Raw genomic sequence first — 20,210 nt, forward strand, 5'->3', positions numbered from 1 at the left:
CGTCGAGATGATGCCACGGCTGATGGCCCAGCAGATCGACGAGGCCGGCGGCGCGCTGCTGGCCCGGATGGTCACCGAGCTGGGGATCGCGGTGCACGTCGGGACGGGCACCGAGTCGATCGAAGCCGTCGAGCACTCCGACGGCTCGGCCTCGGTGCGCGTGCGCCTGACCGACGGCGAGGTCATCGACGCCGGAGTGGTGATCTTCGCCGCCGGCGTCCGGCCGCGCGACGAGCTGGCGGTGGCCGCGGGGCTGCAGCGCGCCGAGCGGGGCGGCGTGCTCACCGACTTGTCCTGCCAGACCAGCGATCCCGACATCTACGCGATCGGGGAGGTCGCCGCGATCGAGGGGCGCTGCTACGGTCTGGTCGGCCCGGGCTACACGTCCGCCGAAGTGGTGGCGGACCGGCTGCTGGACGGCGCCGCGGAATTCCCGGAAGCGGACCTGTCCACGAAGCTCAAACTGCTCGGTGTCGACGTCGCCAGCTTCGGCGACGCCATGGGCGCCACCGAGAACTGCCTCGAGGTCGCCGTCAACGACGCGGTGAACCGGACCTACGCGAAACTGGTGCTGTCCGACGACGCCAAGACCCTGCTCGGCGGGGTGCTGGTGGGCGACGCCTCGGCGTACGGGGTGTTGCGGCCCATGGTCGGCAGCGAGCTGCCGGGGGATCCGCTCGCGCTGATCGCGCCGGTCTCCTCCGACGGCGGGGCGGCTCTGGGCGTTGGGGCGCTGCCGGATTCGGCGCAGATCTGCTCCTGCAACAATGTCACCAAGGGCGACCTGAAGGGCGCGATCGCCGGCGGCTGCGCCGACGTGCCGGCGCTCAAGTCGTGCACGGCCGCGGGCACCTCGTGCGGATCGTGCGTGCCGTTGCTCAAGCAGCTGCTGGAAGCCGAGGGCGTCGAACAGTCCAAGGCGCTGTGCGAGCACTTCGGCCAGTCGCGGGCCGAGCTCTTCGAGATCATCTCGGCCACCGAGATCAGGACGTTCTCGGGTCTGCTGGAGCGCTTCGGCAGCGGAAAGGGTTGCGACATCTGCAAACCCGTGGTCGCCTCCATCCTGGCGTCCACCGGCTCCGACCACATCCTCGACGGGGAGCAGGCCTCGCTGCAGGATTCCAACGACCACTTCCTGGCCAACATCCAGCGCAACGGCAGCTACTCGGTGGTCCCGCGGGTCCCGGGCGGCGACATCAAGCCGGAGCATCTCATCCTGATCGGCCAGATCGCGCAGGACTTCGGGCTCTACACCAAGATCACCGGCGGTCAGCGGATCGACATGTTCGGCGCCCGCGTGGACCAGTTGCCCCAGATCTGGCAGCGGCTGGTCGACGGTGGCATGGAGTCCGGGCACGCCTACGGCAAGGCGCTGCGCACGGTGAAGAGCTGCGTGGGCAGCGACTGGTGCCGCTATGGCCAACAGGATTCGGTGCAGCTGGCCATCGACCTGGAGCTGCGCTACCGCGGCCTGCGCGCCCCGCACAAGATCAAGCTCGGCGTCTCGGGCTGTGCGCGGGAGTGCGCCGAGGCGCGCAGCAAGGACGTCGGCGTGATCGCCACCGAAAAGGGTTGGAACCTCTACGTCGGCGGCAACGGCGGCATGACGCCCAGGCACGCTCAGCTGCTGGCCGGCGACCTGGACACCGAGACGCTCGTCCGCTACATCGACCGGTTCCTGATGTACTACATCCGGACCGCCGATCGGCTGCAGCGCACCGCGCCCTGGGTCGAGTCGCTGGACGGCGGCCTGGAGCACGTGCGCGAGGTGGTGTGCGACGACTCCCTGGGCCTGGCCGCCGAATTCGAGGCCGCAATGGAGCGGCATGTGCAGAACTACAAGTGCGAATGGAAGGGCGTGCTGGAGGACCCGGACAAGATGTCGCGGTTCGTCTCCTTCGTCAACGCCCCCGACGCCGTCGATGAGACGGTGACGTTCACCGAGCGTGCCGGGCGAAAAGTACCCGTGCCCATCGGCATGCCGCGAATCCGTGTGGGATCAGAGTGGGAGGAATCATGACAGTTCTCAACGACATTCAGGTGTGGACGACCGCCTGCCCCTACGACCGACTCATTCCGGGTCGCGGCGTCGGTGTGCTGCTCGAGGACGGCGCGCAGGCGGCGCTGTTCCGGCTCGACGACGGGTCGGTGCACGCGGTCGGCAACATCGATCCATTTTCCGGGGCCGCGGTGCTCTCGCGCGGGATCGTCGGTGACCGCGGTGGCCGCGTCACCGTCCAATCCCCGCTGCTGAAGCAGGCTTTCGCGCTCGAGGACGGCTCCTGCCTGGACGACCCGCGGGTCTCGGTGCCGGTGTATCGAGTGCGGGTGACCCCCGAGGGCGACGTCCAGATCGCCGCCTGAGCGGTCAGCCGGTGATGTCGCCGACCAGGTAGCGCTGCATCGTCGGGCCGATCGCGTCGACGAGCGCGTCGACCGACATCGAGTGCAGCGGCTCTGAGCGTATCCCGTAGCGCATGATGCCGAGGCCGACGAGCTGGGAGGCGCACAGCGACGCCCGCACCGCGACCTTGTCGGCGCCCAGCATCCTCAGGATCGGACCGAAAACCGGGCCGATGAACATCGACTCGACGATTTCGGCGGTCTTGGCCATCCCGGTGGACGCGACCGCGCTCGCCGCGAACGGACCACCGCCGGCCGCGTCCCAGGTGGTGATCAGCATGTGCAAAGTGCGGCGGCCCACCTGGTTGACCCCGCCGGTGACGATGCGATCGATGAACTCCGGTGTGCCGAAGGGCAACCGCAACATCTTCGCCACCGGGTCCAGGAGCCCCCGCGAGGGCTCTTCGCGGCGCGGCATGCAGCCAGGATCGCCGCTATGCGGTCAAAGATCAAGCGTCGCGGGCGTCGGCGTGCCTTTTGGGGTGGGGTCCTTGAGCCAGCAAAAGGCTGGGGCGGCGGGACGCGTGCCGGACCGCGACGGGCGCGAGCCCGGGCGCGGCGCGGCGAAAACGGTTGGCGACCAGCCGGGCCAGCCCGGGATGGGTGCCCAGCGGCCGGCTCACCAAGTCGGCGCCGCTGGCCAGCAGGCGTTGCTGGAACAGGCCGTCGGCCAGGAGATAGGAGGCGACCACCACGCGCCGCGCGCCGTCGCGGCGGACCGCGGCCACCGCGGCGGCCACCGACGGGTCGCCGGTCGCCGCGAAGCCCAGCCGCACCCGTGACCCGACGATCGCCGACAACGTCGTCGCGGTGACGTGCAAATCGGCGCGCGCCCTGGGGTCCGTGGTGCCCGCCGCCGCGAGGATCACCGAATCACCCAGGCGCCAGCCGCATTTCGCCAACTGGTCGGCGACTATCCGCGCGACCTGACCGCTCGGGCCCAGGGCGGGGGCGACGGTGACGTGCCGATGACCGCTTGCCGCGACGTGCGCGGGCAGATCGGTGCGCACGTGGTATCCCCGGGACAGGAACGCGGGCACCACGACGGCGGGCCGGCCGCCGGCCGCCGCCCGCGCCAGCACCTCTTGCGGGGTCGGACCCAACACGTCGACGAACGCGACCTGCACCCGGCGGTCGAGCAGCGCGCTCACCCGTGCCGCGAGGTCTCCGATCATCGCGACACCGCCCGGCCGGCGGGTGCCGTGCGCGGCCAGGATCAGGTCCACGGGTCGGCCTGCGGGTCGTCGACCGCGAGCCGGTAGCCGCGCTTGACCACCGTTGCGACCATGTTCTTGTCGCCCAACGCCGTTCGCAGCCGAAGCACGGCGGTGTCGACGGCGTGTGGGTCGTTGCTGTTGCCGGGCAGCACCCGCAGCAGGTCGTTGCGCGCGACGACGTCGCCCGGCCGTTGCGCCAGGGCGCGCAGCACCGACATCCCCGACGGGGACAGCAGCTTGATCGAACCGTCCACCAGCACGCAGGTTCCGCGGATGTCGACCGTGTGGCCGGCCACCTTGACGGTGCACGATCCCAGCAGCGGCAACTCCTCGGCGATGTGACGGGCCAAGGCGCCCAACCGCATTCGTTCCGGTGCGGACGTCGGGACGCCCTTGCGGATCAGCGGTTTGGACGTCACCGGGCCGACACACATCGCGTGCACGTCGCTGCGGAGCGCCCCGAGCACCTGGTCCTCGATGCTGAGCTCGCGGCTGCGTTCCAGCACCGCCGCCGCGGCGGGCGCCGACGTGAAGGTGACCGCGTCGAACTGCCGGCGCGCGATCCCGGTGACCAGCTGGTCGAAATCACCGCCCAATGGCGTTGGCTTCCAGCGGTACACCCGGATGGGGATCACCTCGGCGCCCCCGAAGCGCAGCCCGCCGAGGAATTCCGGGAACGGGTCCCACGCGTCGGCGGCGCCGTGCAGCTGGATGGCGACGCGCAGTCCGGACACTCCCGAGTCGAGCAGGTACTCGAGTACCTCCTGTGAGGATTCGGACTCAGGAGACCACTCCTCGTGCAGGCCGGCGGCGCGCACCGCCCCGGTCCCTTTCGGCCCGCGCGACACGATCCGCGCCGACGACAGCGACGCGACGAGCTGGTTGGCCAGGCCCCACCCCTCGGCCGCGGCGAGCCACCCGCGAAAGCCGATGCCGGTGTGCACGACCAGGATGTCGGGCGGTTCCGCGATCAATGCCTGTGTGTGACTGTGCAATTCGTCATCGTCGGGCAACGCGATCATGTTGATCGCCGGCGCGCTGCAGACCTCCGCGCCCTGCCGGCTCAAGAGCGCGCACAGTTCCTCGGCGCGCCGGGAGGACGTGACCGCAACCCGGTAGCCGGTGAGCGGCGCGGATTTTGGTTGGGCCATATGACCTGTGTAGGCCTGTGACGTTTCCGACGCGTTACCGCGCAATTGCTGGCGGATTGCCCCTGTTGCGACCACCATCACACCCGCGCGGCCTCGGCCTCCAAGACCGATCCCGGGGCGCTCGGCGCCGGCGCCGGCCGACGCACATAGAGCGTCCAGGTGATGGCCGCGGCGACGACATACGACCCCAAAAAGATCCAGTACGCCGACGTCTCGGTCCCGCTGCTGAGGTAAGACTGGCGCAACGCCATGTTGATCCCGACGCCGCCCAGCGCGCCGACCGCGGAGCAGATGCCGATCAGCGCCCCCGATTTGGCGCGTGCCCAATGGCGGCGTTCGGCCTCGCTGAGGTCCAGCCCGCGACCGCGCGCCTCATAGATCGACGGGATCATCTTGAACACCGACCCGTTGCCCATCCCGGACAGGGCGAACAGCAGCATGAAGCCGATGACGTAGCCGGTCATGCTGACCGAACGTGAGGCGGTTTGGTGGTCGTCGAGGGTGCTGACGGCGACCAGCAGCGCCGCGCCCAGGATCATGCCGCCGAGGACGCCCAGGGTGACGCGGCTGCCGCCATGCCGGTCGGCCAGCCTGCCGCCATAGATCCGGGCCAGCGATCCCAATAGCGGCCCCAGGAAGGCGATTTGGGCGGCGTGCAGCGCAGCGTGCTTGGCGGTTTCGCCGTTGGCCAGGAAGTTGACCTGCATCACCTGGCCGAAGGCGAAGGAAAACCCGATCCACGAGCCGAAGGTGCAGATGTACAGCAGCGAGATGACGTGGGTGTCGCGCTCGAAGAGGATCGAGCGCATGGTTTTCAGCTGTGTGCCGTGGTGCACGTTGTCCATGAGGAGCGCCGCCGCGATGCCGACGACAGCCAACAGCACGAGGTAGATCGCGCACACCCAGTACGGCGCCTCGTGGCCGGCCGTCGCGAGTACCAGCAGCCCCACCAGCTGGATGACCGCAACCCCGAGGTTGCCGACGCCGGCGTTGATCGCCAGTGCCGCGCCCTTGAGGCGCTGCGGGTAAAAGGCGTTGACGTTGGCCAGCGACGCCGCGTAGTTGCCGCCGCCCAGCCCGGTCAGCGCCGCGCAAATGACGTAGGGCCACAGCGGGAGTCCGGGGTTGGCCAGCAACCAGATGGTGCCGACGGTCGGGAGCAACAGCACGAACGCCGAGAACGCCGTCCAGTTGCGGCCACCGAAGGTCGCGATGCCCAGGGTGTACGGGATGCGTGCGCAGCCACCGGCCAGGGTGGCGACCGCGCCCAGCAGCAGCTTGTCACCGGCCGAGAAGCCGTAGACCGACGCGGGCATGAACAGTGCCATCACGGGCCACAGGGTCCAGATCGAGAAGGCGACGTGGTCGCCGGCCACCGTGCAGAGCAGATTGCGGCGGGCGATCTTCTTGTTGCCGGCTTCCCAGGCCGCCGTGTCTTCCGGATTCCAGTCCGTGATGCGGTGGCTGCGAGCCATCCGTGTGCACCTTCCTTGAGGGTCGTCCCGGCGACGCGCGTGGCGCCTCGGGGTGGCGACGCCTGTGTCGCCGGGATACCGCGAACGCTCACACCGGCGAAATCGCCTGGGCGCCTTGGGGTGACGGACTGGTCGCCGACGGGCGCCCGGAACGAAGGCGCTTGCCCCGCCGCGTATTTCGATGTTCACATCCGGGGCCGAAGTCCGTCAACTCAATTCGCCCGATATCGGCTGTAAGTTGAATCCCAGTTATCTGGTAAATGGCTGAGCGACAATTCCTCGCGTAATTACGGCCCGAATCAAGTGATTTCGCGCGGCCGCCGGATTCGGTGTGAGTTGGAATACATTTTGTTTGAACCGGAATTCGCCCAATGTCTCGTTACCCGACTCCCGGCCGCGGCCTACCAGACGTCGCCGCCGCGCCAGTCGCACGTCAGCTCCGCGGACGTGTCCAGGCTGCGACCGACGGGCAGGACGAATACGGAGCCATCGTCGTCGGGTGTGCGGATCGGTCCCGTGGGAGCCAGCACCGATGTCGGCCCGCGCCACGGCGACCAGCCGCGCGCCGTGTACACCCCGCGGGCCGGGTCCGACGAACTGGCCGCTCCCAGTTCGTAGGCGCCGCGGATCACCTGCTCGACGCCGTCGAGCAGGGCGTGCGCCAGGCCCTGCCCCCGGAAGTCCTCCCGCACCGCGACCCCTTCGACGTAACCGCACCGCAGCGCGTCGTCGCGGTACATCAGTCGGCGCTGGATCACCGCGGCGTGCGCGATGATCGCGCCGTGCTGCCAGATCAGGGCGTGCATGCCGCCCAGCGTGTGCTCCCAGTCGTCGTCGGTGAAATCTCCCGCGAACGCGGCGGTGACCATGTCACAGACGCGCTGCCGGGTTTCGCCGTCGAGATCGGCGGTGTGGACCAGGCGGGCGGTGTGGACCTGGGGTTGCACCCTCTTTGTCTACCAGCCCTGTCCAGCGGCGGCGCCGGCATCGTTCAGGAGAACGGCCAGCCCGCCCCGGTCGCAACCGGCCGGTCGGCCAGGGCGCTCCGGGGGCGCGCCCAGTGCAGCCGCACGTACTGGCCGGGTCGCACCTGGGCGACCTTGTCGATGTCCTCGTCGGTGATCACGCCCACCACCGGGTAGCCGCCGGTGACCGGGTGATCGGGTCCGAGGATCACCGGTAAACCGTTGGGCGGCACCTGGATTGCGCCTCGGGTGGTTCCCTCACTGGGCAGCTGCCGGTCCGGGTAGCGGTGTTGCAGCGGGCGGCCCTCCAGGCGCATGCCGACCCGGTCGCTGCGGTCGGAGGCCATCCAGATCGTGTGCACCAGGGCGTCGGGATCCGTCAGCCAGTCGTCGCGGGGACCCGGCACCACCTGCAGTTCCACCAGATGCCCGGCGATGCCGGCCACCGGGGCCTGGTCGAGTTCGGGATAGGAGTCCGTGTGCTCGCCGACCGCCAGCCGGTCGCCGGCCCGTAACGGCCGCGGGCCGATCGCCGACATCACGTCGTAGCTGCGCGATCCCAGCACCGGCTCCACGCAGATGCCGCCGCGCACCGCCAGATACGTCCGCAGGCCGGCGCGCGGAGTGCCCAGCGAGATCACCTGGCCGTCGCGGACGTGGTGAATGCTGTTGGTGCCGAACTCGATTCCGTCCACGGTGGGGTCGGTGTCGGCGCCCGTTACCGCGATGTCGACGTCGCCGTCGCGGACCCGGGCGCACAAGCCGCCGAACGTCACCTCGACCGTGGCGCGGTCGTCGGGGTTGGCGACCAGCCGGTTGGCCAGCTTGTGGGCGCGGCGGTCGGCGGCGCCGGACCGGCTGACGCCGAGGTGCGCCAGCCCCGGCCGGCCGAGGTCCTCCACGACGGCGAACGGGCCGGTGCGAAGAATTTCCAGGGTCGGCATGGCTACCTCCTCAAACCGCGCGGAACTGAACCCACATGCCCTGCGTCAGTAACGCCGGGATCGGCCGCTCGAGGTCCCACAGGACGGCGCCGGTGCGGCCGATGAGCTGCCAGCCGCCGGGCGATTGCCGCGGATATACGGCGCTGAATTCGCCGGCGAGGCCGACGGAACCGGCCGGCACCGCGGTGCGGGGCTCGGCGCGACGCGGCACCCGCAGCCGGGCGTCGCCGTCCACCAGGTATGCGAAACCCGGTGCGAATCCGCTGAATCCGACCCGCCAGGGGGTGGACGTGTGGGCGTCGATCACCTGCGCCACGGTCAGCCCGGTTGCCTCGGCGACCTCGCCGAGGTCCGGGCCGTCGTAGACGACGTCGATCACCACGTCGGCACCGCGGACCGGCGCGGCATCCGCCCGGGCGGCGACCCGCATCCTGCGCAGCCTGCGCCGGGCGATCCCCTGCAGGCGGGGGTCGTCGAGCTTGACCAGCACGGTGCGGGCGGCGGGGACGATGTCGAGCACGCCCGGCAACGCCGCCGCCCGCAAGGCGTCCAACCACGCCAATACCTCGGCGGTGCTACCACATTGGACCATCAGTGCCTGGTCGCCGTAGTCGAGAACGGTGTTGCCCACCAGCTCGGTCGACACCTCCGTGGGGACGCCCCCGCTTATGTCCGTCACGCTCATTACTCGACGGTAACTCCGGGATCGGGGCAGGCGGGAGGGAATGCGCGAGGATTTTCGAGCACTGCCAGAGGCGCCTTACCGAACGCTCAAACAGGCCGCCGCGAGCGCCGCGCCTAGCCCAGTATCTTGCCGATCAGAGGGGGCAGTTGATCGGCGACCACGGGGTAGCTCAGCGGTGACGCGAACGCGATCGCGCCGGCCTGTTCCTTGGTGGTGAAGACGTGGCGGTTCTGGGCGGTGGCGCCCGCTCCGGCGACGTCGGGGTCGGCCAGGAGCGCCTTCTGGTCGTCGGGACCCTCGGTCGTCCAGATCACCACGTCGGCCGAATCGAGCACAGCCTTGATCTGATCGCGCGGGATGACGGCGCGGTGATCGGTGCCGAAGGGTTTGATGCTGTCGGAGATGACCAGGCCCATCTGGTTCAGGAAGTCGGTGCGCCAGCCGGCCAGGGTCGCGACCACGGTTCCCTGAAAGAACGTGCCCTGCATCAGCAACGCCCGCTTGCCCTTCCACTGCGGATTCTTCTGGGCGACGTCGGTGAACTGCTTGTCGACCGCGTCGATCAGCGACTTCATCTGGTCGGCCTGAAAAACCGCCTGACCGACGGCAGTGGCCTGCTCCTTCCACGGCTCGAAGAACGCGTCGCCGTCGGACTGCGCGACCGTCGGGGCGATCGCCGACAGCTTCTGGTAGGTGTCGGCGTCCACGCCCGCGTTGACGGCCACGATCAGGTCGGGTTTGAGCCCTGCGATCTGGTCGATCGGGATCCCGTTGTCCAGGTTGAGCACCACCGGCTGCGCCGCGCCGAGTTTCGGCTGCGCCCACGGCCACACCGCGAACGGCTGGTCCCCGAACCAATTGGTCACGGCGATGGGGACCACGCCCACCGCCAGGAGGTCGTCCTGCTCGGTGTAGCCGGCGGATACGACGCGCTTGGGCGGCTCCTTGACGACGGTCTGGCCGAACAGGTGGGTGATCGTCACCGACCCGCCGGGGGCGGCGCCCGGGGCCGGCTTGCGGGGCGAGCACGCCGCCGAGAAGCCGGTCGCTCCGGCGATCGCGGCGATCCCCGTCGCCCCCCCGAGCTGCAAGAATCCCCGTCGATTCCAACCGCTCATCGCGTGAGATTATCGCGTTTCCCGGCCCGGGTCCGCCGCGCCGCGCGGTTTGGCCGCGCAGCCCGGGGGCGGCGAAAAGATCTGACAACCGACCCTTGGTCGCTGCGAGATCCACGTATCCCCGACGTAACTGCGCACGCCTCGACCGGTAACAGTCCGTCCCTAGCGTCGGGGCCGTGACCATGACGACTCCGGAGACCGGCACCGGGCTCCTCCAGGCCGCGCCGCCGCGCGGGCAGCACCACGGACGGCGCTGGATCGACGACTGGCGGCCCGAGGACCCCGCGTTCTGGCAGGCGACCGGCAAGGCGATCGCCCGCCGCAACCTCGTCTTCTCCATCTTCGCCGAGCACATCGGGTTCAGCGTGTGGATGCTGTGGAGCATCGTGGTCGTCCAGATGACACCGGGCGGCCCGCTTGGACATCCCGGCCACCCCGCCGCGTCGGGCTGGGCGCTGACCGCCAGCCAGGCGTTGTGTCTGGTCGCCGTGCCCAGCGGTGTCGGCGCGTTCCTGAGGCTGCCGTACACCTTCGCGGTGCCGATCTTCGGCGGCCGCAACTGGACGATCGTGTCGGCGTCCCTCTTGCTGATCCCGTGCCTGCTGCTGGCGTGGGTGGTGAGCCATCCCCATACGCCGTTCGCGGTGCTGGTCGCCATCGCCGCGACCGCCGGCTTCGGCGGCGGCAACTTCGCCTCGTCGATGGCCAACATCTCGTTCTTCTACCCGGAGAAGGACAAGGGTTGGGCTCTGGGCCTCAACGCGGCCGGCGGCAACCTCGGCGTGGCGGTCGTGCAGAAGATCATCCCGCCGATCGTGATCGCGGGCGGCGGTGTGGCGCTGGCGCGTGCCGGGCTGTTCTATGTGCCGCTGGCCGTGGCGGCGGCGGTGTGCGCGTTTGCATTCATGAACAACCTGTCCGAGGCGAAGGCTGATGTGAAGCCGGTCCTGCAGTCGCTGCGCCACGCCGACACCTGGATCATGTCGCTGCTCTACATCGGCACGTTCGGGTCGTTCATCGGCTACTCGGCGGCCTTCCCGACGCTGCTCAAGACCGTCTTCGGGCGCGGCGACATCGCCCTGACCTGGGCGTTCCTGGGTGCCGGCATCGGATCCGTCATTCGTCCCCTGGGTGGCAGGCTGGCCGACCGGATCGGCGGGGCCCGGATCACCGCGATGAGCTTCGTGATGCTCGCCGCGGGTGCGGCGGCGGCGCTGTGGTCGGTCAACGCCAAGAACCTGCCGGTGTTCTTCGCCAGCTTCATGTTCTTGTTCGTGGCCACCGGCGTCGGCAACGGCTCGACGTACCGGATGATCTCGCGGATCTTCATGCTCAAGGGCGAGCTCGCGGGCGGCGACGCGGACACCATGGTGCACATGCGCCGCCAGGCTGCGGGGGCGCTGGGCGTCATCTCGTCCGTCGGCGCCTTCGGCGGGTTCGTGGTGCCGCTGGCCTACGCCTGGTCGAAGTCGCACTTCGGCAGCATCGAGCCCGCGCTGCGCTTCTACATCGCGTTCTTCGTCGCGCTGCTGGGCGTCACGTGGTACGCCTACCTCCGCAGGAAGACCCGGATGGGCCGGCTGGGCGTCTAGCGGCTCTGCTGGTAGCGGGCCCAGGGGCTGTAGTCGGCGATCAGCTCCTCCTGCGGCGGGCGCTGGGCCTCCGGCACGTGCTGCAGGTTGATCCGGATCCGGTACCAGATCGAACTCGGCCCGCGCATCCCGTCGACCAGCACGTCGGCCGGCTGCAGCAGGGCGGCCGCGGCGGGATGGCGGTCCCGCCAGGTGTCCAGCGCGGCCATCGCCTCGTCTTTGGTCTTGGTGCGGGCGATCTCGATCAGCGGCTTCGACGAGACCCGCCCACCCTCGGTGCGGGTGCCCGATCCTTTGGGCGCGCGCTCCGGCGGACCCATCTCCTCGGCCAGCACCAGCAGCCGGTCGAGTTCTCCGACCGCGTCGTCCATCCCCTCCCACGGGTCGCCCAGTTCGGCGAATCGGGCGGGCACGGTCTCGATGGTGAACGCCTCGGGCCTGCACCCGGCGACCTCGTCCCAGCGCAGCGGCGTCGAGACCCGGGCGTCCGGGGTCGCCCGCACCGAGTACGCCGACGCGACGGTGCGGTCCTTCGCGTTCTGGTTGAAGTCGACGAAGACGCCCTCGCGTTCCTCCTTCCACCAGCGGCTGGTGGCGGCCTCCGGCGCCCGCCGCTCGACCTCGCGGGCGACGGTCTGGGCGGCCAGTCGCACCTGGCGGAATCCCCAGCGCGGCGCGATCCGCGAGTAGATGTGAAAGCCGCGGGACCCGGACGTCTTGGGCCACGCGACCAGCCCGTAGTCCTCCAACACCTCGCGGGCGACCAACGCGACCTCGACGATGCGCGACCAGGCGACCCCCGGCATCGGGTCGAGGTCGACGCGCAGCTCGTCGGGGTGGTCGAGGTCGCCGGCGAGGACCGGGTGCGGATTGAGGTCGACGCAGCCCAGGTTGATCGCCCAGGCCAGCCCGGCGGCGTCGTGGATGACGGCCTCCGCCGCGGAAGTGCCGCGCGCGTAGTGCAATTCGGCGACGTCGACGTAGTCGGGTCGCTTGGCGGGCGCCCGCTTCTGGAACACGGCCTCCTGCGCGATGCCCTTGACGAAGCGCTTGAGGATCATCGGCCGGCCGGCCACACCCCGCAGCGCCCCGTCGGCGACGGACAGGTAGTAGCGGACCAGGTCGAGCTTGGTGTACGGGCCGCCGCCATCGCGGCGTTCGAAGACCACCTTGTCCGGATGGGTGATGCTGACCTGCCTGCCGGACACTTCCAGTGACACCGGACCGGCCATGTTCATCATGGTAGGTCGGGGGGTATTAACTAGTGGCACTGCGACCTACGTCACATAGGGTGGATCCATGCCTAACCTCATCGGCCTGCCGGGCCAAGCTGTCGCCAAAGTTCAGCAGTACCTGGAGCGCGGCTCGGCCGAACTGCACTACGTGCGCAAGATCTTCGAATCGGGTGCCTTCCGGATCGAGCCGCCGCAGAACGTCGCCGCGATGGCCGCCGACATCTACAAGTGGGGCGAGTTCGGGATGCTGCCGTCGCTCAACGCCAGGCGCCATCCCGACCGCGCGGCGTGCATCGACGAGGAAGGCGAATTCACGTTCGGTGAGCTCGACGAGGCCGCCCACGCCGTGGCGAACGGTTTGCTCGAGAAGGGCGTCAAGGGCGGTGACGGGGTGGCGATCCTGGCGCGCAACACGCGCTGGTTCCTGATCGCCTACTTCGGCGCCGCCCGGGTCGGCGCCCGCGTCATCCTGCTCAACAGCGAGTTCTCCGCCCCGCAGATCTGTGAGGTGTCGGAGCGCGAGGGCGCCAAGCTCATCATTTACGACGACGAGTACACCAAGGCCGTCAGCAAGGCCGAGCCCGAGTTGGGCAAGCTGCGCGCGCTCGGCACCAACCCGGACGCCGACGAGCCGTCGGGCAGCAAGGACGAGACGCTGGCCGACCTGATCGAGCGCAGCAGTAAGGAACCCGCACCCAAGGCGAGCAAGCACTCCTCGATCATCATCCTGACCAGCGGCACCACCGGCACGCCGAAAGGGGCGAACCGCAGCACCCCGCCGACGCTGGCGCCCATCGGGGGCATCCTGTCCCACGTGCCGTTCAAGGCCAACGAGGTGACCTCGCTGCCGGCCCCGATGTTCCACGCGCTGGGTTTTCTGCACGGCACCATCGCGATGTTCCTGGGCTCGACGCTGGTGCTGCGCCGCAAGTTCAAGCCGCCGCTGGTGCTGGAGGACATCGAGAAGTACAAGGTGACCGCGATGGTCGTCGTCCCGGTGATGCTGTCGCGCATCCTCGACGCCGTCGAGAAGATGGACTCCAAGCCCGACCTGTCCAGCCTGAAGATCGTGTTCATTTCCGGGTCGCAGCTGGGCGCCGAGCTGGCCAGCCGCGCGCTCAAGGACCTGGGCCCGGTGATCTACAACATGTACGGCTCGACCGAGATCGCGTTTGCCACCATCGCCGGGCCCAAGGATCTGGAGCGCAACGCCGCGACGGTCGGCCCCGTCGTCAAGGGCGTCAAGGTGAAGATCCTCGACGACAACGGCAAGGAGAAGCCGCAGGGCGAGGTCGGGCGGATCTTCGTGGGCAACGCGTTCCCGTTCGAGGGCTACACCGGCGGCGGCCACAAGCAGATCATCGACGGCCTGATGTCGTCGGGCGACGTCGGCTACTTCGACGAGCACGGCCTGCTGTACGTCAGCGGCCGCGACGACGAGATGATCGTCTCCGGCGGCGAGAACGTCTTCCCCGCCGAGGTGGAGGACCTGATCAGCGGGCATCCCGACGTGGTGGAGGCCACCGCCATCGGCGTCGAGGACAAGGAGTGGGGCCACCGGCTGCGCGCGTTCGTGGTCAAGAAGGAGGACGCCGACCTCGACGAGGAGACCGTCAAGCACTACGTGCGTGACCACCTGGCGCGCTACAAGGTGCCTCGGGAAGTGGTGTTCCTCGAAGAGTTGCCGCGCAATCCCACCGGCAAGGTCCTCAAGCGGGAGCTGCGCGAGATGGAGATCGACTGAGTCGTCGGCTCACCTGCGCGCCTGGATGGCGCGGGTGACCTGCGCCGAGAGCTTGGGGTCGACCAGCAGCTGGTCGATGAGCGCGCTGAGGACCTCTTGCCCGGTCACGCGGGCGACCCCGATGCGGTCGGCGGCCTCGCGCTGCCAGACGTCGAGCGCGCGGTGCGTGGCCAGCGGCAGGTCGACGGTCCGGCGCGTTCGTCGATCGCGCGACGGCCGGGCGGGTGACTCGCCAAGCGCGCTGAGGCGCTGCGTCGGTCCGGTCTGCCCGGGGAGCGGCGGCTTGGCGGTGTACCGAGAGAACCGGTTGGGGCCGGAGTTGATCGTCATCGCGCGGCTTTCTCTGGGGCGGACATCAGTGGATCCGTTCATCAGTATGCGCGCCCCGGCTGCCGGCGGCGCGCTGACGTCCCCGCGGCCGGCGCCGCGCGATGAGAGGCTACGACCGCATAAAACGCGTCGTCGCGGTTTGCCAAGATGGACCCGCTCGGAATAGCCCTAATCGTCACAAGCCGCTGATTTGCTGAAGGGCTAATTCGCGCAAATACGCGTGTACGCACTTCAGTAATCTGCGCTTGAACTGGCATGACAGCTGATCATACGGTACTGAAGTCAGGAGGTGCGCAATTTATTGTGCGTACCCGAATTCAAGGCATTGCAACGCGCTTCGGCTCCTGGGAACTCTTTTCTCGAAGGTTGCTGAATTTGTGTAGGCGTCAGAAAAGTGGGTATTGTCCCGGTGACGCATTAACGATCGTTGGCGCTGAACCTTTCGATCCCCTCACCACGTCGAAGGAGTCGCAGAATGTCGATCTCATTGCTTTCGCTACGTAGGGCCGCGGTCGGCGCGGCGGCGGCCGGCTTGCTGCTGGGGGCGCTCCTGTTCGGGGGCAGCCCCGCGGCGCACGCCGCTCCGCCGCCCGCTCCCGGCAACAGCTTTGACATGGGCGGTCCCCATGGCGCTCCGCCGCTGCGCCCAGGTGGCGGCGGCGGGGGCCATGGCGGCGGCGGCTGGGGCGGACCCGGTGGTCACTGGGGCGGACCCGGTGGTCACTGGGGCGGACCCGGTGGTCACTGGGGCGGACCCGGTGGTCACTGGGGCGGCTGGGGCGCTGGCTGGGGCGGCCACGGCGGCTGGGGCGGGCATCCCGGTTGGGGCCATCCCGGCTGGGGCAACGGCGGCTGGGGTCCGCCCGGGCTGGGCTACCGCCCCTGGTGGGACTGGTGGTGGTGACCTAGCGCCGCCCGCGTAGCGGCCAAAGACCGGGCCATGCCGACCTGACAGACGTGCGACAGGTCGGCATGTCCCTTTTTTTGGCGCGTTACGGGTCGCGGGGGAGGCCCAGCAACCGCTCGGCGATGATGTTGAGCTGCACCTCCGAGGTGCCCCCGTAGATGGTGGTGGCCCGGCTGGCCAGCAGATACTCGCCCCACTTGCCGGGCAGCTCGCCCGTGTCGCCGATCGCGGCGTCGGTGCCGAAGGACGACACGGCGAATTCGGCGTAACCCTGGCCGGTGCGCATCGACAGCAGCTTGGAGATCGCCGCCGACGGCATGGCGTCCCCGCCGGCCAGCGTCAACAGCGTCGAGCGCAGGTTCAGCACCTTGGCGGCGTGGCCCTCGGCGATCAGCTGCCCGGCGCGGTGCTGCGCGACCTGGTCGAACTGGCCGTCGCGGACGAACTCGACGAACTCGGGAAGCGTCGCAAGGAAATTCGCGTCGCTGCCGCCGATCGACACCCGCTCCGCCGTCAGCGTGTTGCGGCTGACCTCCCACCCGCGGTTGACCTCGCCGAGCACGCACTCGTCGGGCACGAACACGTCGTCGATGTAGACGGTGTTGAAAAACTCCTGGCCGGTCAGCTCCCGTAGCGGCTTGACCGTGACGCCCTCGCTCTTCATGTCCAGCAGGAAATAGGTGATGCCATTGTGTTTGGGTGCGGAGGCGTCGGTTCTCGCCAGCAGCGCACCCCACTGCGAGAACTGCGCGGCGGTGGTCCAGATCTTCTGACCGGTGATGCGCCAGCCGCCGTCGGTCCTGGTCGCCTTCGTGGTGAGACCGGCCAGGTCCGATCCGGCGCCCGGCTCGGAGAACAGCTGGCACCAGACCATCTGACCGCGGAAGGTCGGCGGCAGGAACCGCTGCTTTTGCTCCTCGGTCCCGAACGCGACGATCGACGGGATGATCCATGCCGCGATGCCGACCTGCGGGCGCTTGACCCGCCCGGAGCTGAACTCCTGGGCGATGATGACCTGCTCCACCGGGCTGGCGGCCCGGCCCCACGGCTTCGGCAGGTAGGGCAGCACCCAGCCGGCCTCCGCGATCGCGACCGTCCGGGCATCGCGCTCCATGGCCTTCAGCGCCGCGACCTCGGCCCGGATCTCGCCCCTGAGCTTCTCGGTGTCGGGATCCAGGTCGATGTTCACCGCCCGCATCCCCGTCGTGGTCGCGGTGTCCACCACCTTCTGCGGGTACTGCGAACCGCGGCCGAAGGACGCGGCCAGCATCAACGCCCTGCGGTAGTAGACGTTCGTGTCGTGTTCCCAGGTGAACCCGATGCCGCCATGCACCTGAATGCAATCCTGCGCGCACCGCTGGGCGGCCGCCGGCGCCAGCGTCGCCGCGACGGCGGCGGCGAACTCGACACCGGAAGCGACGATGTCCCAACCGTTCTCGGCCGCCTCGTCGATCGCGCGGGCCGCGTCCCACACCGCCGCGGTGGCCCGCTCGGTGTCGGCGATCATCTCCGCGCACTTGTGCTTGATGGCTTGGAACTGCCCGATCGGCCGGCCGAACTGTTCTCGGATCTTGGCGTATTGCGACGCCGTGTCGGTCGCCCAGCGGGCCACGCCGACGGCCTCGGCCGACAGCAGCGTGGTCATCAGCGCGTGCGCGGTCGCCATGCTCAGGTTGCGCAACACGACATCGTCGCCGACCTCGACGGCGTTGGCCCGCACATGCGCGATCGGGCGCAGCGGGTCAAGGCTTTTCACCGGCACGATCTCGAGCTGTTCGGCGCGCAGCACCACCCATTCCTCGCCACTGTCGATCGCGACCGGAAGCACCAGCACCGACGCCTGCGCCGCGGCCGGGACCGCGCGGACCTCGCCGCGGATCACCAGCGCGTCACCCTGCCGGGTGGCGGTCAGGCCGCAGCAGTCCAGCGCGTAGGCGCCGATGGCCGCGCCGGAGGCCAGCTCGGAGAGCACCTTCGCGTCCGGGTCGTGCGCCGAGATCAGCGCGCCGGCGATGGCCGACGGCACGAACGGGCCGGGCACCGCCCCGTACCCGAACTCGGCCAGCACGATGGCCAACTCGAGGATGCCGAAACCCTGTCCGCCGACCGATTCCGCCAAGTGCACGCCCTGCAGGCCCTGTTCGGCCGCGGCCCGCCAGTACGGCGGGGGATTCTCGATCGGACTCTCTGGCCCCGTTTCTAAGGCCGCGTGCAGCACCTCGGACGGCGCCACCCGCGCCACCAGGGACCGCACCGAGTCGGCCAGGTCTTGGTGCTCAGGAGTGATTGCGATCGGCATTGGTCGCCTTCCCATGGCTCTTGTTTCGGCCCAGCATCTTCCAAGCTAACAACCAGTCGGTTGGTTGACTACATGGGCCAGCGGCTCGCCGTCGCGCAGCCGGCGGCAGTTGGCCACCGCCTCGGTCAGGTACCGCCGCATGGTGTCGACGGTGTACCAGGTGACGTGCGGCGTCAGCACCACGTTGTCCAGGCCGAGCAGCGCGTTGTCGGGCGCCACCGGCTCGACCTCGAACACGTCCAGCCCGGCCGCGGCGAGCCGCCCGGCGCGCAGCGCGTCGACGAGCGCGGCTTCGTCGACGACGGCGCCGCGGGAGGTGTTGACCAGCACCGCATTCGGCTTCATCCGGCCCAGCGCGTCGCGGCCGAGCAGATGATGGGTCTGCGCGGTCAGGGGCAGGTGCAGCGAGACGATGTCGCTGGCGGCCAGCAATTCGGGCAGGGGCCGCCACCCGGGCCGCCCGTCGTCGCGGGTGCTGGTGTGCAGCACGGTCGCCCCCATCACCGCGACGATGTCGCCCACCCGCTTGGCGATGCTGCCGTAGCCCACCAGCCCGACGGTGCAGCCGCCGATGTCGCGCACCGTCTCGCCCAGCGCCGGGTCCGACGGCCAGCCCCGCCCTTGGCGGATCGCGCGGTCCAGCTCCGGCAGCCGGCGCAGCGCGGCCAGCATCAGCAGCACGGCGCCCTCGGCCACCGACGGCGCGTTGGCGCCGGGCATGTTGGCGACGGCGATGCCGCGTTCGGTGGCGGTCGCCACGTCGATCGTGTTCACCCCGGCCCCGAGTTTGTGCACCAGCCGCAGCCGCGCTCCGAGCTCGAGATCGGCGCCCGACAAGGGCCGAAGCACATGCCAGATCGCGTCCGCCTGCGGCAGCTCCCGGTAGAACCCGGCGTCGTCGTCTTCGGCGCACCATCGGATATCGAGCCAATCCGATTCTGGCGCAACGAAGTCGAGAACTTTCTGGCCGGGGACGAAATGGGCGAGAACTCTCAGCGCCACCGCTTGGTGATCCACCTGGCGATGGTATCGGCTTGCTCGCTGCGCGCGCCCGGCGTGGTGAAGTAGTGGTCGGTGTCGATCGAGCCCCGTGACTTGTCGGTGCCGCCGAGCGCGTCGTAGATGCGCTGGGCGTCGGACGGGTACACACCCGTGTCGGCCTCGGCGTTGATCACCAGCGCCGGGCAGGTGATGCGGGCCAGGTGCGGCTCGGCCCGGGTCTGCGCCGTCCGCAGGCTCCACATGCCCAGCCAGTTGCGCAGGGTGCAGGCCGCCGCGATGCCGTGCGCGGAACGGTTCGCCTTGACGGGGAGGCCCGCGTAGCACAGGTTGGGCTGTCGCTTGGTGGGCTCGATGCTGGGATCGACCATGCGTGGGTCGGCCCAGGTGCGCATCACGGTGAACGGCCGATCCGAAAAACCGGCGGCGCGAACCCGTTTGAGCTCGGTCTCGGCCCAGTCGGTGATGGCGTGGTTGCGCGCCGTCTGCGCCTCCCGGTAGCGGGCGACGAACTCCGCCGAGTACGGAGGCCCGTTGTCTTTGTTGAACAGGTCGAGGTTCGCATCGGTGGCGACCGGGTCGTTCTCGTCGACGACGGCGGCGTCCATCCAGGCCGTCAGCACGTCGGGGCGCCCGGGGTGGGCGGCGGTGGCGACGTAGCCGTCGGCCGGGATCAGCTCGGTCAGCCCGGCCGCGGGACGCATGCCCTCCAGCGGGGTCACGTTGGGTTCGACGGCCTGCGACTGATAGGCGGCCATCAACGATCCTCCGCCCGAATTACCCAGCAACACAACGGTATCGATGCCCTGCACCTCACGCAGCCAGCGCACCCCGACGCCGATGTCGACCAGCGCGTGGTCGAGCAGGAAGCTGCTCTCGAAGCCGCGGAATCTGGTGTTCCAGCCCAGGAAACCGACGCCGCGGGTGGCCATGTAGTCCGCGAGGTAGTGCTCGGAGAAGTCGATCTGGTAGTGCGCGGCGATCATCGCCACCTTCGGCTTGCGTCCCACCGCACGGTGATAGAGCCCCTGGCAGGGATGCCCACCGGCGCCGGCCCGCCCGGCGGTGGGCGACGGCAGCCCGACGAACTCGCGGAGCACCCCGGCGGCGACGTTGCGACGGGTCAATTCGGCTCACCTCCGTCGG

General features: G+C 69.5%; 18 protein-coding genes. 5 read left to right on the forward strand and 13 right to left on the reverse strand.

Annotated features, from left to right (window positions below; translation table 11 throughout):
* Together nirB and nirD are read left to right on the forward strand one after the other, a co-directional pair.
* Nucleotides 1-2,020: nitrite reductase large subunit NirB (gene nirB, locus A5705_RS03710; RefSeq protein WP_067874553.1), on the forward strand; the 2,020-nt coding region annotated here is incomplete at its 5' end.
* Complete coding sequence (nirD, locus tag A5705_RS03715) at nucleotides 2,017-2,364, forward strand: nitrite reductase small subunit NirD (RefSeq protein ID WP_067874556.1); 348 nt, start codon at nucleotides 2,017-2,019, stop codon at nucleotides 2,362-2,364. The genes nirB and nirD, both read left to right, overlap by 4 nt.
* 4 nt (nucleotides 2,365-2,368) lie before the next feature.
* Here nirD and A5705_RS03720 read toward each other — a convergent pair whose 3' ends face one another.
* The 8 genes from A5705_RS03720 to A5705_RS03755 all read right to left on the reverse strand — a co-directional run bounded on the left by A5705_RS03720 (nucleotide 2,369) and on the right by A5705_RS03755 (nucleotide 9,958).
* Nucleotides 2,369-2,821: a hypothetical protein gene (locus A5705_RS03720; RefSeq protein WP_067874560.1), complete on the reverse strand. Its 453-nt coding sequence runs from the start codon at nucleotides 2,819-2,821 to the stop codon at nucleotides 2,369-2,371.
* A 31-nt stretch (nucleotides 2,822-2,852) separates the two neighbouring features.
* Complete coding sequence (locus A5705_RS03725) at nucleotides 2,853-3,629, reverse strand: sirohydrochlorin chelatase (RefSeq protein ID WP_068275507.1); 777 nt, start codon at nucleotides 3,627-3,629, stop codon at nucleotides 2,853-2,855.
* A complete protein-coding gene (locus tag A5705_RS03730; RefSeq protein ID WP_067874566.1) occupies nucleotides 3,620-4,771 on the reverse strand; it encodes a uroporphyrinogen-III synthase in 1,152 nt (383 codons plus the stop codon). Before A5705_RS03730 ends, A5705_RS03725 begins: the two co-directional genes overlap by 10 nt.
* A 77-nt stretch (nucleotides 4,772-4,848) precedes the next feature.
* A complete protein-coding gene (locus A5705_RS03735) occupies nucleotides 4,849-6,246 on the reverse strand; it encodes a NarK/NasA family nitrate transporter (protein ID WP_068275510.1) in 1,398 nt (465 codons plus the stop codon).
* 401 nt (nucleotides 6,247-6,647) lie between these two features.
* Complete coding sequence (locus A5705_RS03740) at nucleotides 6,648-7,193, reverse strand: GNAT family N-acetyltransferase (RefSeq protein ID WP_068275513.1); 546 nt, start codon at nucleotides 7,191-7,193, stop codon at nucleotides 6,648-6,650.
* A 44-nt stretch (nucleotides 7,194-7,237) separates the two neighbouring features.
* The gene (locus A5705_RS03745) at nucleotides 7,238-8,155 is read right to left on the reverse strand and encodes a 5-oxoprolinase/urea amidolyase family protein (protein ID WP_067874576.1); all 918 of its coding nucleotides are present in this window, start codon (nucleotides 8,153-8,155) and stop codon (nucleotides 7,238-7,240) included.
* A 10-nt stretch (nucleotides 8,156-8,165) separates the two neighbouring features.
* Complete coding sequence (locus tag A5705_RS03750; RefSeq protein ID WP_067874579.1) at nucleotides 8,166-8,840, reverse strand: allophanate hydrolase subunit 1; 675 nt, start codon at nucleotides 8,838-8,840, stop codon at nucleotides 8,166-8,168.
* A 113-nt stretch (nucleotides 8,841-8,953) separates the two neighbouring features.
* Nucleotides 8,954-9,958, reverse strand: a complete 1,005-nt coding sequence (locus tag A5705_RS03755) for an ABC transporter substrate-binding protein (protein ID WP_067874582.1) — start codon at nucleotides 9,956-9,958, stop codon at nucleotides 8,954-8,956.
* A gap of 182 nt (nucleotides 9,959-10,140) precedes the next feature.
* Between A5705_RS03755 and A5705_RS03760 the strand changes: the two genes are divergently transcribed.
* Complete coding sequence (locus A5705_RS03760; RefSeq protein ID WP_067874617.1) at nucleotides 10,141-11,550, forward strand: NarK family nitrate/nitrite MFS transporter; 1,410 nt, start codon at nucleotides 10,141-10,143, stop codon at nucleotides 11,548-11,550.
* Here A5705_RS03760 and A5705_RS03765 read toward each other — a convergent pair.
* On the reverse strand, nucleotides 11,547-12,791 hold the full coding sequence (locus A5705_RS03765) for a DNA polymerase domain-containing protein (RefSeq protein ID WP_067874586.1): 1,245 nt from the start codon (nucleotides 12,789-12,791) through the stop codon (nucleotides 11,547-11,549). The genes A5705_RS03760 and A5705_RS03765 overlap by 4 nt on opposite strands.
* Nucleotides 12,792-12,849: 58 nt before the next feature.
* Between A5705_RS03765 and fadD2 the strand changes: the two genes are divergently transcribed.
* A complete protein-coding gene (fadD2, locus tag A5705_RS03770) occupies nucleotides 12,850-14,529 on the forward strand; it encodes a long-chain-fatty-acid--CoA ligase FadD2 (protein WP_067874590.1) in 1,680 nt (559 codons plus the stop codon).
* Nucleotides 14,530-14,538: 9 nt separating this feature from the next.
* On the opposite strand, the gene A5705_RS03775 is transcribed toward fadD2, so the two are convergent.
* Nucleotides 14,539-14,859, reverse strand: a complete 321-nt coding sequence (locus A5705_RS03775; protein WP_067874593.1) for an ATPase — start codon at nucleotides 14,857-14,859, stop codon at nucleotides 14,539-14,541.
* Nucleotides 14,860-15,334: 475 nt separating this feature from the next.
* Between A5705_RS03775 and A5705_RS03780 the strand changes: the two genes are divergently transcribed.
* Nucleotides 15,335-15,763: a hypothetical protein gene (locus A5705_RS03780; protein ID WP_197516890.1), complete on the forward strand. Its 429-nt coding sequence runs from the start codon at nucleotides 15,335-15,337 to the stop codon at nucleotides 15,761-15,763.
* Between the two features lie 88 nt (nucleotides 15,764-15,851).
* On the opposite strand, the gene A5705_RS03785 is transcribed toward A5705_RS03780, so the two are convergent.
* The 3 genes from A5705_RS03785 to A5705_RS03795 are packed head-to-tail and all read right to left on the reverse strand — an operon-like array spanning nucleotide 15,852 to nucleotide 20,191.
* Nucleotides 15,852-18,065, reverse strand: coding sequence for an acyl-CoA dehydrogenase (locus tag A5705_RS03785; RefSeq protein WP_067874599.1), 2,214 nt, complete (start codon nucleotides 18,063-18,065; stop codon nucleotides 15,852-15,854).
* Nucleotides 18,066-18,110: 45 nt separating this feature from the next.
* Nucleotides 18,111-19,082: an NAD(P)-dependent oxidoreductase gene (locus A5705_RS03790; protein ID WP_231964240.1), complete on the reverse strand. Its 972-nt coding sequence runs from the start codon at nucleotides 19,080-19,082 to the stop codon at nucleotides 18,111-18,113.
* The gene (locus A5705_RS03795) at nucleotides 19,058-20,191 is read right to left on the reverse strand and encodes an alpha/beta hydrolase (protein WP_156738261.1); all 1,134 of its coding nucleotides are present in this window, start codon (nucleotides 20,189-20,191) and stop codon (nucleotides 19,058-19,060) included. The genes A5705_RS03790 and A5705_RS03795 overlap by 25 nt, the downstream gene beginning before the upstream one ends.
* Nucleotides 20,192-20,210 lie beyond the last annotated feature (19 nt).

Origin of the sequence: Mycobacterium sp. E787, assembly GCF_001668725.1 — a bacterium.
In the GTDB taxonomy this organism is placed as follows: domain Bacteria; phylum Actinomycetota; class Actinomycetes; order Mycobacteriales; family Mycobacteriaceae; genus Mycobacterium.

Coding starts and splice junctions, on each gene's coding strand:
- A5705_RS03785 (WP_067874599.1), bottom strand. CDS start 18,065: ATGCCGATCGCAATCACTCCTGAGCACCAAGACCTGGCCGACTCGGTG.
- A5705_RS03760 (WP_067874617.1), top strand. CDS start 10,141: ATGACGACTCCGGAGACCGGCACCGGGCTCCTCCAGGCCGCGCCGCCG.
- fadD2 (WP_067874590.1), top strand. CDS start 12,850: ATGCCTAACCTCATCGGCCTGCCGGGCCAAGCTGTCGCCAAAGTTCAG.
- A5705_RS03755 (WP_067874582.1), bottom strand. CDS start 9,958: ATGAGCGGTTGGAATCGACGGGGATTCTTGCAGCTCGGGGGGGCGACG.
- nirD (WP_067874556.1), top strand. CDS start 2,017: ATGACAGTTCTCAACGACATTCAGGTGTGGACGACCGCCTGCCCCTAC.
- A5705_RS03775 (WP_067874593.1), bottom strand. CDS start 14,859: ATGACGATCAACTCCGGCCCCAACCGGTTCTCTCGGTACACCGCCAAG.
- A5705_RS03720 (WP_067874560.1), bottom strand. CDS start 2,821: ATGCCGCGCCGCGAAGAGCCCTCGCGGGGGCTCCTGGACCCGGTGGCG.
- A5705_RS03730 (WP_067874566.1), bottom strand. CDS start 4,771: ATGGCCCAACCAAAATCCGCGCCGCTCACCGGCTACCGGGTTGCGGTC.
- A5705_RS03780 (WP_197516890.1), top strand. CDS start 15,335: ATGTCGATCTCATTGCTTTCGCTACGTAGGGCCGCGGTCGGCGCGGCG.
- A5705_RS03765 (WP_067874586.1), bottom strand. CDS start 12,791: ATGATGAACATGGCCGGTCCGGTGTCACTGGAAGTGTCCGGCAGGCAG.
- A5705_RS03735 (WP_068275510.1), bottom strand. CDS start 6,246: ATGGCTCGCAGCCACCGCATCACGGACTGGAATCCGGAAGACACGGCG.
- A5705_RS03750 (WP_067874579.1), bottom strand. CDS start 8,840: ATGAGCGTGACGGACATAAGCGGGGGCGTCCCCACGGAGGTGTCGACC.
- A5705_RS03745 (WP_067874576.1), bottom strand. CDS start 8,155: ATGCCGACCCTGGAAATTCTTCGCACCGGCCCGTTCGCCGTCGTGGAG.